General features: G+C 66.8%; 12 protein-coding genes and 3 tRNA genes. 13 read left to right on the forward strand and 2 right to left on the reverse strand.

Going from position 1 to position 11,891, the window contains the following annotated elements; translation table 11 throughout:
* Position 1: 1 nt before the first annotated feature.
* The gene (locus tag AC51BJ_RS01090; protein ID WP_496279055.1) at positions 2 to 1,918 is read left to right on the forward strand and encodes an LTA synthase family protein; all 1,917 of its coding nucleotides are present in this window, start codon (positions 2 to 4) and stop codon (positions 1,916 to 1,918) included.
* Positions 1,918 to 2,571 (forward strand): phosphatase PAP2 family protein, encoded by a 654-nt coding sequence (locus tag AC51BJ_RS01095; RefSeq protein WP_496279056.1) that lies wholly within the window; start codon positions 1,918 to 1,920, stop codon positions 2,569 to 2,571. The genes AC51BJ_RS01090 and AC51BJ_RS01095 overlap by 1 nt, the downstream gene beginning before the upstream one ends.
* A gap of 42 nt (positions 2,572 to 2,613) precedes the next feature.
* Here AC51BJ_RS01095 and AC51BJ_RS01100 read toward each other — a convergent pair whose 3' ends face one another.
* Together AC51BJ_RS01100 and AC51BJ_RS01105 are read right to left on the reverse strand one after the other, a co-directional pair.
* Positions 2,614 to 3,087, reverse strand: a complete 474-nt coding sequence (locus AC51BJ_RS01100; RefSeq protein WP_496279057.1) for a Dps family protein — start codon at positions 3,085 to 3,087, stop codon at positions 2,614 to 2,616.
* A 46-nt stretch (positions 3,088 to 3,133) separates the two neighbouring features.
* Positions 3,134 to 4,060: a hydrogen peroxide-inducible genes activator gene (locus tag AC51BJ_RS01105; protein WP_496279058.1), complete on the reverse strand. Its 927-nt coding sequence runs from the start codon at positions 4,058 to 4,060 to the stop codon at positions 3,134 to 3,136.
* Positions 4,061 to 4,226: 166 nt separating this feature from the next.
* Between AC51BJ_RS01105 and AC51BJ_RS01110 the strand changes: the two genes are divergently transcribed.
* The 11 genes from AC51BJ_RS01110 to AC51BJ_RS01160 form a co-directional block, all read left to right on the forward strand.
* A complete protein-coding gene (locus tag AC51BJ_RS01110) occupies positions 4,227 to 4,964 on the forward strand; it encodes a glutathione peroxidase (RefSeq protein ID WP_496279059.1) in 738 nt (245 codons plus the stop codon).
* 98 nt (positions 4,965 to 5,062) lie between these two features.
* On the forward strand, positions 5,063 to 6,457 hold the full coding sequence (locus AC51BJ_RS01115) for a dihydrolipoyl dehydrogenase (RefSeq protein WP_430432829.1): 1,395 nt from the start codon (positions 5,063 to 5,065) through the stop codon (positions 6,455 to 6,457).
* A 95-nt stretch (positions 6,458 to 6,552) separates the two neighbouring features.
* The gene (bioA, locus tag AC51BJ_RS01120; RefSeq protein ID WP_496279060.1) at positions 6,553 to 7,863 is read left to right on the forward strand and encodes an adenosylmethionine--8-amino-7-oxononanoate transaminase; all 1,311 of its coding nucleotides are present in this window, start codon (positions 6,553 to 6,555) and stop codon (positions 7,861 to 7,863) included.
* Positions 7,860 to 9,014, forward strand: coding sequence for an 8-amino-7-oxononanoate synthase (gene bioF / locus AC51BJ_RS01125; protein ID WP_496279061.1), 1,155 nt, complete (start codon positions 7,860 to 7,862; stop codon positions 9,012 to 9,014). Before bioA ends, bioF begins: the two co-directional genes overlap by 4 nt.
* The gene (locus AC51BJ_RS01130; protein ID WP_496279062.1) at positions 9,007 to 9,756 is read left to right on the forward strand and encodes an alpha/beta fold hydrolase; all 750 of its coding nucleotides are present in this window, start codon (positions 9,007 to 9,009) and stop codon (positions 9,754 to 9,756) included. The genes bioF and AC51BJ_RS01130 overlap by 8 nt, the downstream gene beginning before the upstream one ends.
* A complete protein-coding gene (bioC, locus tag AC51BJ_RS01135; RefSeq protein WP_496279063.1) occupies positions 9,749 to 10,528 on the forward strand; it encodes a malonyl-ACP O-methyltransferase BioC in 780 nt (259 codons plus the stop codon). Before AC51BJ_RS01130 ends, bioC begins: the two co-directional genes overlap by 8 nt.
* A gap of 1 nt (position 10,529) precedes the next feature.
* Positions 10,530 to 11,228, forward strand: coding sequence for a dethiobiotin synthase (gene bioD, locus AC51BJ_RS01140; RefSeq protein ID WP_430432834.1), 699 nt, complete (start codon positions 10,530 to 10,532; stop codon positions 11,226 to 11,228).
* Between the two features lie 66 nt (positions 11,229 to 11,294).
* Positions 11,295 to 11,379 (forward strand) — tRNA-Tyr (locus tag AC51BJ_RS01145).
* A gap of 98 nt (positions 11,380 to 11,477) precedes the next feature.
* Positions 11,478 to 11,551, forward strand: a tRNA-Gly gene (locus AC51BJ_RS01150).
* A 36-nt stretch (positions 11,552 to 11,587) separates the two neighbouring features.
* A tRNA-Thr gene (locus AC51BJ_RS01155) sits at positions 11,588 to 11,662 on the forward strand.
* 90 nt (positions 11,663 to 11,752) lie between these two features.
* On the forward strand, positions 11,753 to 11,891 hold a 139-nt coding region (locus AC51BJ_RS01160; protein ID WP_304032903.1), incomplete at its 3' end, for a GTP-binding protein.

An 11,891-nucleotide genomic window follows, 5' to 3' on the forward strand; every position in this document is an offset into this window, starting at 1 on the left:
CATGACTGAATCCCTTGCGCCACAGCGGCGCGCGCTGCCCTTCCTGCTGGTACTTGCGCTGACGGCGCTGTCAGTCTGGACGCTGCTGCGGCTGGGCCTCTGGCTGTACGCCGACGCCGGCAGCGCCGCAGTGCACGTGTTCGGGCGCGGCCTGTGGTTCGACGCGGCGACGCTGGCCTGGATGCTGGCACCGCTGCTCGCGATCTCGGCCCTGCTGCCGGCACGGCTGCGCGCCAGCCGGCTCATGGGCGGTGTGCGCTGGGGCGTACTCTGGCTGGCGGTGGCGCTGCTGCTGTTCGGTGCGGTCGCCGAGGTGGTGTTCTGGGACGAGTTCTCGACCCGCTTCAACTTCATCGCGGTCGACTATCTGCTGTACACCCAGGAAGTGATCGGCAACATCGTCGAGTCCTATCCGGTCGGGGCGCTGGTCGGCGGCATCGTGTCGCTGTCGGCCCTGCTCGTGATCGTGCTGCGACGGCGACTGTCGTTCGCGGTCTCCGCGCGCCCGTGGCGCGTGCGCGTCGCCATGCTGGCGGCGGCCGTGCTGCTGCCGACGGCGGCGCAGCTGGCGACGATCGAGCAGATGGAAGGCAGCGGCGACGCCTACGCTGACGAACTGGCCGGCAACGGCCTCTTCTCGCTGGCGGCGGCGATGCGTCGCAACGAACTGGATTACGCACGCTGGTACGCGACGCTGCCGCAGGAAGAGGCGGACGAGGTGCTGCGTACGCTGCATGTCGAGCGCCTGCCGCTGAGCGCCGAGGACAGCCCGAGCGCGATGGACGATCCGCCGCACGACAAGTCACCCTTCACCCGCCGGCCGCGCAATGTGGTGCTGGTGACCATCGAGAGCCTGTCGGCGGAGTATGTCGGTGCCTATGGATCGAAGGAAGGCTTGACGCCCGAACTGGACCGCATCGCCGCCGAAGGACTGCGCTTTGCCAACGTGTATGCCACCGGTACGCGCACCGTGCGCGGTCTGGAGGCACTGTCGCTCGGCACGCCGCCGGTGCCCGGTCAGGCCATCGTCCGACGGACGAACAACAACAACCTGTCGACAGTCGGGGAAATCCTCGCGCCGCAGGGGGTGGTGCCGATGTTCATTTACGGTGGCTACGGCTACTTCGACAACATGAACAGCTATTTCCGCGGTAACGACTACCTCATCGTCGACCGCACCGATTTCCCGAAGGACAGCATCGTGTTCGAGAACGTGTGGGGCGTGGCGGACGAGTCGCTGTACGCCAACGCGCTGATCGCGATGAACCGCAAGGCGGCTGAGGGCAAGCCCTTCTTCGCGCAGATCATGACCACGTCGAACCACCGGCCCTACACCTACCCGGACGGGCGCATCGACATTCCGTCGCCGGGCGGCCGGCACGGCGCAGTGAAATACACCGACTGGGCGATCGGCCAGTTCATCCGCGAGGCTAAGAAGCAGCCGTGGTTCGCCGACACGCTGTTCGTGTTCGTCGCCGACCACTGCGCGTCGGTGGCTGGCCGCACCCGGCTGCCGGTGGCCAAGTACCGCATTCCGCTGATCTTCTACGCGCCGGACATGCTGCCGCCGGGCGAATTCACCGACCGTCTGAGCCAGATCGATCTGGCGCCGACGCTGCTCGAAGTGATGGGCAAGAATGGCGACGACCACTTCTTCGGCCGCGCCTTCTTCGAAGAGCACGTGCAGCTGGATCGCGTGTTCATTTCCAACTACCAGGACCTGGGCTATCTGCGCGGCGACCTGCTCACCGTGCTGTCGCCGCAGCGCGTGGTCAGGGCATACCGCGTCGACCCCGCAACACTGGAATCGACGCCGACCGAGCCGGACCCGCAGCGCGTGAAGGAGGCGATCGCCTATTACCAGACCGCCGCCGCGGCCTTCAAGCAGGGGCGCCTGCAGATGCCTGCCGCGCAGTGATGCGGCGGCACGCCGACCTGCTCGCCGTGGCAGTGCTGTCGGCGCTGCTGGCGCTCTGGAGCAACCGCTGGAGCGATGCGGATCTGACCAGCGTCGCGCACTTCTTCGACGCGGCGACCGGCACCTTTCCGCTGCGCCGGCAGTGGCTGCTGTCCGCCGTGCTGCACGACGGCCTGAAGTGGCTTGCGGTGGTGGTCTGGGTTTCGCTGCTGGCGGGCTGGATTGTTATGTGTTTGCGCGGTGTGGCGGGCGATCTGCGTCGCCGTCTGGCTTTCGTGCTCGTCGCTTCGCTGCTGGCCGTGATCGCGGTGAATCTGGCGCGGGCACAGTCGGCCCACAGCTGTCCCTGGTATGTCGGCGATTTCGGGGGCCGGGGGCAGTACTTCCGACTGCTGGAGATGCGACCGACCGAGCCGGGGCCAGGCAAGTGCCTGCCCAGCGGACATGCCGCCACCGCCTTCATGTGGCTGGCACTGCTGCCGGTGCTGGTCGGCGCACGGCGTCGACTGGCGCTGGCTGGCGTGTTGCTGCTCGGGGGCGTGGCCGGAACCGTTCAGGTTGCCCGCGGTGCGCATTTCCCGTCGCACATCCTGCTCAGTGCCGCGCTGTGCGCGCTGGTCGTATGGATCTGCGCAGTGCTGGCGCGCAAATGAAAACCGGCCCTTGCGGGCCGGCAGATTCTGCAACGCGGGGGATCAGCCTTCGAGCAGGCTGCGCAACATCCACGCGTTCTTTTCGTGGATCTGCATGCGCTGCGTCAGCAGGTCGGCGGTCGGCTCGTCGTGCGCTTCGTCGACCACGGCGAAGATGCTGCGTGCGGTGCGCACGACCGCTTCCTGGCCGGCGACCAGCTGGCGGATCATGTCGTTGGCCGACGGCACGCCTTCCGGCTCCTTGATCGACGTGAGCTTGGCGTAAGCCGAGTAGGTGCCCGGTGCCGGGTAGCCCAGCGCGCGGATGCGCTCGGCCACCAGATCGACGGCCAGCGCCAGTTCGGTGTACTGGCCTTCGAACATCAGGTGCAGCGTGTTGAACATCGGACCGGTCACGTTCCAGTGGAAGTTGTGCGTGGTCAGGTAGAGGGTGTAGGTGTCGGCCAGCAGGCGCGACAGGCCGTCGGCGATGGCGCGGCGCTGCTCTTCGGGAATGCCGATGTTGATCGTACTCATTTTGATGCTCCCTTCGTTGATGCTGACGCGGATGTGAGTGCGGCCTTCAGGCGGCGGTTCCGTCCGCTTGCCCCGGAGCGGATTGCGGCGCCTGTCCGGCGATCAGTTCGGCCAGCCGTGAAAAACACTCCTGGCGGGCATTCGAACTGCGTGCGACCAGTGCGATGGTACGGCGCGGACGCGGTTCGGAGAAGCGGTGCGCGACAAGATTCATGTGACCGAGCAGGCCGGAGCGCAAGGTCATGTCGGGCAGCAGCGCCATGCCCAGCCCGCCCTCGACCATCTGCGCAAGCGTGAACAGGCTGGTCGCCTCCATACCGGTCACCCGCGGTTCGTCCAGCCGGCAACCGCCCAGCGTATGTCCGCGCAGGCAATGGCCTTCTTCGAGCAGCAGCAGCGCGTCCGGGTCCAGCTTGCCGATGTCGCGCGGCATGTCGGCCTCGCGCCCGGCCGGCGCGATCAGCAGCAACTCCTCGTCGAACAGCGGCTGTACCTGCAGGTTGCCGGTGTCGTAGGGCAGCGCGATCAGCGCGAAGTCGATCTGGCCGGCGGCGAGCCGCGACAGCAGGTTGCCCGTCAGGTCCTCGCGCAGCGCCACCTTGAGTTCGGGGTAGCGCGCGCGCACCGCGGGCAGCACGGCGGGCAGCAGGAAGGGCGCAATGGTCGGGATGACGCCGAGCTTGAGCAGGCCGCTCATCGGCCGCTCGGCATTGCGCGCCCACTCGGTGAGATCCTCCGCTTCGGCCAGCAGCCGGCGGGCACGCTCCACGACCTCGGCGCCGACCGGCGTCATCATGACCGAATGCCGCTCGCGCTCGACCAGCTGTGCGCCGAGCGTGGCTTCCAGTTCCTTGATGCCGGCCGACAGCGTCGACTGAGTGACGAAACAGGATTCCGCCGCCTGCGTGAAGTTCAGCTTCTCGGATACGGTAATCAGGTAGCGCAGTTGGCGCAGGGAGGGCAGGGCGGACATGAGCATGCTCCGGATTGTTGATCGAATTATACGATCAATACGATCAAATCAATCAATTGGACCGAAGTGTGGCGCATGTCCAGAATGCGTCCTGTCGATGTGCAGCGCCGCAAGCGGCGTGTGGCATCACCCTTTTGAATCCCGTCCATCACTCAAGGAGATGAACATGAGTCTGCAGAACCACGAAGGCAAGCGCGTCCCCAACGTCACTTTCCGCGTTCGCGAAAACAACGAGTGGAAGAACGTCACCACCGACGATCTGTTCAAGGGCAAGACCGTGGTGGTGTTCTCGCTGCCTGGCGCATTCACGCCCACCTGCTCGTCGACCCATCTGCCGCGCTACAACGAACTGGCGCCGGCGTTCAAGGCAAACGGCGTCGACGACATCCTGTGCGTGTCGGTCAATGACACCTTCGTCATGAACGAATGGGCCAAGGACCAGGAATCCGACAACGTGACCCTGGTTCCCGACGGCAACGGCGAATTCACCGAAGGTATGGGCATGCTGGTCGACAAGGCCGACCTCGGTTTCGGCAAGCGCAGCTGGCGCTATTCAATGTTGGTGAAGGACGGCGTGGTGAGCAAGATGTTCGTCGAGCCGCAGGAACCGGGCGACCCGTTCAAGGTGTCCGATGCCGACACGATGCTGAACTACATCAACCCGAACGCGAAGAAGCCGGATCAGGTCGCCATCCTGACCCGCGAGGGTTGCGGCTTCTGCGCCAAGGCCAAGGCGCTGCTGGCGGAGAAGGGCTACCACTACGCCGAGATCAACCTGCCGCACACCGAGCGTTCACGTGCCCTGGGGGCCATCGTCGGTGCGAAGACCGTGCCGCAGGTGTTCATCAACGGCCAGCACATCGGCGGTTGGGAAGATCTGGAGAAGTGGGCGGCGGCGCAGTAAGCGGCGCTCGATGAACGTACGGCTGGGCGACCCGCCGTACGATCAGGCTTGCGCACCGCAGGGTGCGCAGCCCTGATCGTCCGACCAGGGAGACTGAAATGAAGGAAATGATCGTGGATGTTGCGGTGATCGGCGCCGGTACGGCCGGTCTCGCCGCCTATCGCGCCGCCATCGCTGGCGGCAAGTCGGCTGTCATCATCGAGGGCGGCCCTTACGGCACCACCTGCGCCCGCGTCGGCTGCATGCCGAGCAAGCTGCTGATCGCCGCGGCGGAAGCGGCGCACGTGACCGAGAAGTGGGACGCCTTCGGCATCCGCCTCGAAGGTTCGGTGCGCATCGATGGCCGCGCCGTGATGGAACGCGTGCGCCGCGAGCGCGACCGCTTCGTCGGCTTCGTGGTGCGCGGTGTCGACAGCATTCCTGTCGAGCACAAGCTGCGCGGCTACGCCAAGTTCATCGACGACCGCAGCCTGCAGGTCGATGAACACACGGTGGTCACCTTTGGCCGCGCCGTCATCGCGACCGGCTCGTCGCCGGCGGTGCCGCCGATGCTGAAGCCGGCTGGCAAGCGCCTGATCGTGAACGACGACGTGTTCGACTGGACCGATCTGCCGGAATCGGTGGCCGTGTTCGGCCCGGGCGTGATCGGCCTCGAGATCGGGCAGGCATTGCACCGTCTTGGCGTGCGCGTCGAGGTGTTCGGCCGCGGTCATTTCGTCGGCCCGTTCTCAGATCCGGCGCTGAAGGCCTACGCGACGAACGCCTTCGCCGAGGAGTTTCCGTTGCACGCCGACGCGAAGGTAGTGTCGGTCGAGGAGCGACCGGACGGCGTGCGCATCGTGCAGGAAATGCAGGACGACCGCGTCGTGACCAAGGACTTCCAGTGGGTGATCGCCGCCACCGGCCGCACGCCCAATGTGAAGAACCTCGGGCTGGAGAACACGTCGGTGACGCTCGCTGCCAACGGTGTGCCGGAGTTCGACCGCACGACGATGCAGTGTGGCCGCACGCCGATCTTCATCGCCGGCGACGCCAACAACGATCTGCCGCTGCTGCACGAGGCCGCCGACGAGGGCAGGATCGCCGGCGAGAACGCGGCGCGCTTCCCCGATGTGCAGCCCGGTCTGCGTCGCGAGCCGATCGCGGTGGTGTTTTCCGATCCGCAGCTGGCGACGGTCGGCAAGCGCTTCGTCGATCTAGCGCCGGACAGTTTCGTCACCGGCGAGGTGTCGTTCGAGGACCAGGGCCGTTCGCGCGTCATGCTGCGCAACAAGGGCCTGCTGCACGTGTATGCGGACAAGGCCAGCGGTCGCCTGATCGGCTGCGAAATGATGGGTCCCGACGTCGAGCACCTGGCTCACCTGCTGGCCTGGGCCATGCAGTCGGGCATGACCGTGCAGCGCGCACTCGAAATGCCCTTCTATCACCCGGTGGTGGAAGAGGGACTGCGCACCGCGCTGCGCGACGCGGCGGCGAAGCTCAGCGCAGCGTGATTCCGCCGCCCGCCCGGACGAGGTGCCGGGCGGGCGGTTAGAATACTGGCCTCGTTGCCTCTGCCGTCGGGCGGAGGTGCTGCCGGTGTCGTCACGTGTCCGCTTCAGATTCCCTCGTTTTCCGCAGCCTCGCCGCAGTCTGGCACCCCTGCACGCAGATGCAGTGGCACGCCGACCAGTCGCTGCCGCTGCTCGCGGTCAGCCGCGCGCAGGGGCCGTGGCTGTACGCGCCGGATGGCCGTCGCTACCTCGACGGCATCAGTTCCTGGTGGACCAATCTGTTCGGCCACAGCCACCCGCACATCGTGCAGGCGCTGCGTGACCAGCTCGACACGCTGGACCACGTGATGCTCGCCGGCTTCACGCACGAACCGGTGGTGGCGCTGTCGGAAAAGCTGTCGGCCCTGACCGGCGGCCGCCTCGGCCACGCCTTCTACGCGTCGGACGGCGCATCGGCGACGGAGATCGCGCTGAAGATGTCGCTGCATTACTGGCGCAACAGTGGGCGGCCGGAAAAGAACGAGTTCATCTGCTTCGCCGGCAGCTACCACGGCGAAACGGTCGGCGCGCTGGCGGTGACCGACGTTCCACTGTTCCGCGACGCCTATGCGCCCATGGTGCGCGGGGCGCACGTGCTGCCCAGTCCGGCGTCGAGCACACCGCTGCACGCACTCGACGCGCTGACCGTATTCCTCGAAGCCCACCACGCGCGGATCGCCGCGCTGATCATCGAACCGCGGGTGCAGTGTGCTGGCGGCTTCGCGATGCACGACGCAGGCTGGCTCAGTGCGGCACGTGCGCTGTGCGACGTCTATGAGGTGCATCTGATCGCCGACGAGATCGCGGTCGGCTGCGGCCGCACCGGCACCTTCTTCGCGAGCGAGCAGTCGCTGGATGCCGACGGCGAGGGCTGGCCGGATTTCATCTGCCTGTCCAAAGGCATCACCGGCGGCACGCTGCCGTTGTCTCTGGTGCTGAGCAAGCCCTTCGTGTTCGAGGCCTTTCTCGACGACACGATGGCGCGCGGCTTCCTGCATTCGCATTCCTACACCGGCAACCCGCTCGCTTGCCGCGCCGCGCTGGCGACACTGGAACTGTTCGAACAGCTCGACGTGCTGGAACGCAACAGGGCCTGGGCGCGGACTTTCAGCGAGACGCTGGCACCGCTTGCGGCGCATCCGGCCGCCCGCGATTACCGCCAGGCCGGCATGATCTGGGCGCTCGACGTCGATACGTCGCACAGCGATTTCAGCCGCCGTTTTTACCGTGAAGCGCTGGCGCGCGAACTGCTGCTGCGACCGATAGGCAATACGCTGTACTTCATGCCGCCCTACGTGCTCGATGAAGCGCAGAGCGCGTTGCTTGCGCAAGGGGCGCTGGCGGCGCTGGACGCCGCCCTCGCATGAGCGCGACCGACTTTCGCGCCCGCCTCGAAGCACTGGCGGCGGACGATCTGCGGCGCACCCGCGTGGTGCTGGACGCGCCCTGCGGCCCGGAGGCGATGGTCGATGGGCATCGTCTGGTTTCCTTCGCCGGCAACGATTATCTCGGGCTCGCCAATCACCCCGAGATCGTCGACGCCTTCCGCGCCGGCGCCGCACGCTGGGGCGCGGGCGCCGGCGCGTCGCATCTGGTCAGCGGCCACCAGCGACCGCACGAGGAACTGGAGGTCGCGCTGGCTCGTTTCATCGGATTGCCGCGCGCGCTCTATTTCTCGACCGGCTACATGGCCAACCTCGCCGTGATTCCGGCGCTCGCCGGTCGCGGTGACACGGTGATCGCCGACCGGCTGAACCACGCTTCGCTGGTCGATGCCGCCTTGCTGTCGCGCGCCACGGTGCGTCGCTATCCGCACGGCGGCGTCGCTGCTGCTGCGCGCATGCTCGAAGCCGCCGACGGCCGCAAGCTCGTCGTGACCGACGGCGTGTTCAGCATGGACGGCGATATGGCGCCGCTGCCCGAGCTGCTCGCGCTGTGCGAACGGCACGACGCACTGCTGGTGGTCGATGACGCGCACGGCTTCGGTGTGCTGGGAGAGCAGGGGCGCGGCGTGTTGTCGCACTTCGGCATCGCGTCGCCGCGCGTGATCTACGTCGGTACGCTGGGCAAGGCGGCCGGTGTGGCCGGCGCCTTTGTTGCCGGCGACGCGGACGCGATCGAATGGCTGATGCAGACCGGCCGCAGCTACCGCTACACCACTGCAGCGCCCGCGGCGACCGCCTGTGCGGTGCGGGCGAGCCTGCGCTTGATCGAGGCGGGCGATGAGCGGCGGGCGCGTCTGGCGGAACATCGTCTGCGCATGCGGCAGGCGCTCGCGACATGCAGATGGCCGCTTATGCCGTCCGACACGGCAATCCAGCCGGTGCGGGTTGGCGGCAATTCCGAGGTGCTGGCGCTGTCGGCGCGGCTGCACGAGCGAGGTCTGTGGGTGCCGGCCATTCGGCCGCCGACGGTGCCTGCCGGCAGTGCCCGCTTGCGTGTGTCGCTCAGCGCGGCGCACGAGGCCGCACACATCGACGCGCTGTGCGCTGCGCTGAACGAGGTCGGTCATGAATGAGGTGCTGGCCGCCCGTCATTACGGCACGCAGGGGCCGCGCGTCGCACTGGTGCACGGCTGGGGCTGGGACGGCCGCCTGCTGACGCCGCTGGCGCAGACGCTGGGCGCATTTTGCCATGTCGTCCAGCCCGATCTCCCCGGCTACGGACTGAACGTCGGCCGACGCTGCGACGGTTTCGACGACTGCGTCGATCAGCTCGCGCAGGCGGTACCCGATGCCGAGGTGCTGGTCGGCTGGTCGCTGGGTGGCCTGCTGGCGATTGCCTGGGCGGCGCGGGCGCCGGTGCGCCGGCTGGTTCTGGTTGGTGCGTCGCCGCGCTTCATGCAGGCTGCCGACTGGCCGCATGGCATGACCGAAGAGCGTTTCGATGCCTTTGCCGACGGCCTCGAGCAGGACCCGCGGCGCACCCGCGCTCGCTTTGCCGCGCTGGCCGCGCTCGGCGACAGCGATGCACGCGGCGTGCGGGGCGCGATGGCGGCGTTAATGGACGACGTGCCACCGACCGCTCCGGCGCTACGTCAGGGACTTGACTGGTTGCGCGAGCGGGATCTCCGGGACACCTTGCGTTCGCTTCCAATACCCCTGAGCTGCCTGCACGGTGAGCAGGACCACGTGGTCTCTTTGGGCGCAGCGCCCAAAGAGACCACTGCGCGCTGGATGCAGGTGCCGGGCGCGGCGCATCTGCCCTGGCGGCATCGCGACCTCTCCGATCTGTGCTCATGGGTGTGCGCCGATGACTGAGCGCACCGCGATACGGTCCTCGTTTTCGCGGGCGGCGACGCGCTATGCCGCGGCGGCCGGGCTGCAGCGCGTGGTGTGCGACCGCCTGCTCGAGTTGCTGCCGGACAGATCCGCCCGGCTGGTGCTCGACCTCGGCTGCGGGACCGGCTTCGCGTCAACCGGCTTGCACGCGCGTTTTCCTCAGGCGATGCATTGCGCGGTCGATTTCTCGTTGGGCATGTTGCGTGCCCACGAACGAAGTCACGGAGTGACGCGCGTCTGCGCTGATGCGCACCGCCTGCCGCTTGCCTCGACGAGCGCGGATGTCGTGTCCTCCAGCCTGATGTTGCAGTGGTGCGATCTGCCGATCGCGCTGGCCGAGTGTCGGCGCGTCCTCCGGGAGGGCGGCCATATGTGTTTCAGCACTGTTCTCGACGGCACACTCGCCGAGATCGATGACGCGTTCGCCGGTCTGGATGCGCATCGTCACACGGTGTCATTTCCCGCGCCCGAGTTGCTGAATGCCGCACTGACCGAAGCCGGCTTCGCGGTGGACCTGATGCGCCGCGAAACGCATGTCGAGTACTTTGCCGATGCGCGCGCACTGCTGCAGTCGAACCGCGACATCGGCGCGTCGCACGTGCCGGACGGCGCGCGCCGTGCTCTGCTCGGCCGCGCGGCACTGCGGCAGGTGTGTAATCGCCTGGAGGCACGGCGCGAGGCGCGTGGCGTGCCTCTGACCTATCAACTGGCCTGGGTGGTCGCGCGAGCGTCCTCGGGCGACCGGAGCTGACATGAGCGAGGGAAAGCTGCATTTCGTCATTGGCACCGACACCGGGGTCGGCAAGACGCTGGTGTCCTGCGCGCTGATCGAGGCGCTGCGTGCAAGCGGCGTGAACGCGGTCGGCATGAAGCCGGTGGCTTCAGGCGCGTCGCCCGACGTCACCGGCCGCCTGGCGAACGAGGACGCCGACGCGCTGGCGCAGGCCAGCGGGCTCGACCAGCCGACGGCGCTGACCAATCCCTATCTGTTCGAGGCGCCGCTGGCTCCGCACGTCGCCGCGCAACGCGAGGGCCGATCGATCGAGCGATCCGTGGTGCTGGATGCCCTGTCTGCGCTGCGCGCGGAGGCGGATCACGTTATCGTCGAAGGCGTCGGCGGCTTTGTCGTGCCCTTGCGCGACGACTGGACGACCGCCGACCTGGCGGTCGACATCGGGGCGCCGCTGATTCTGGTCGTCGGACTGCGGCTGGGCTGCATCAATCACGCATTGCTGACGGCCGAGGCGGCGCGCGCGCGCGGGTTGACGCTGGCCGGCTGGGTCGCGAACTGCCAGCCCGAGGGCATGCTGGAGCAGGAGGCGACGATTTCCGCGCTGAAAAGTCGCCTCAGCGCGCCAATTCTTGGCATAATCCCGCGGCTGTCCGGCGCCGATTCAAAAACTGCATCGCGCCTGCTGGACATCCAGCCGCTGCTGGCTTCTCCCGCATGAATTTTTTGTTCCGGGGTTTGACAGCGCAAGAAACCCTCACCATAATCGCGGGTTTCGCTGGTCGCCGGAGGGGTTCCCGAGCGGTCAAAGGGATCAGACTGTAAATCTGACGGCTCTGCCTTCGAAGGTTCGAATCCTTCCCCCTCCACCACAACCCTTGAGCAAACAGGGTTCTGGCAAGACGGCGAGAAAGTTGCAGCAAACATCGTGAGTGCATGTCGCCGCGATGGGGTGGTAGGGAGCGGTTTGGCGGGAGTAGTTCAATGGTAGAACCTTAGCCTTCCAAGCTAATGACGCGGGTTCGATTCCCGTCTCCCGCTCCACGGCTCGGGCGTGTGTCCGGGCAAAGATGTTTCAGTGCCCATGTAGCTCAGTGGCAGAGCACTCCCTTGGTAAGGGAGAGGTCGGCAGTTCAATCCTGCCCATGGGCACCAAAATTTTTTGCGTGCGGCATCCTGGTGACAACTGAGGATGTCAGTCGATGTTTGACGCAGATCTCTATCAAGCAACCAGGGTGATCGAAAATGGCAAAGGGAAAGTTTGAGCGCACCAAGCCGCACGTGAACGTGGGCACGATTGGTCACGTTGACCATGGCAAGACGACGCTGACGGCGGCGATCACGACGATTCTGTCGTCGAAGTTCGGTGGTGAAGCGAAGGCAT

The sequence above is a fragment of the Methyloversatilis sp. S146-33 genome, from assembly GCF_059552495.1.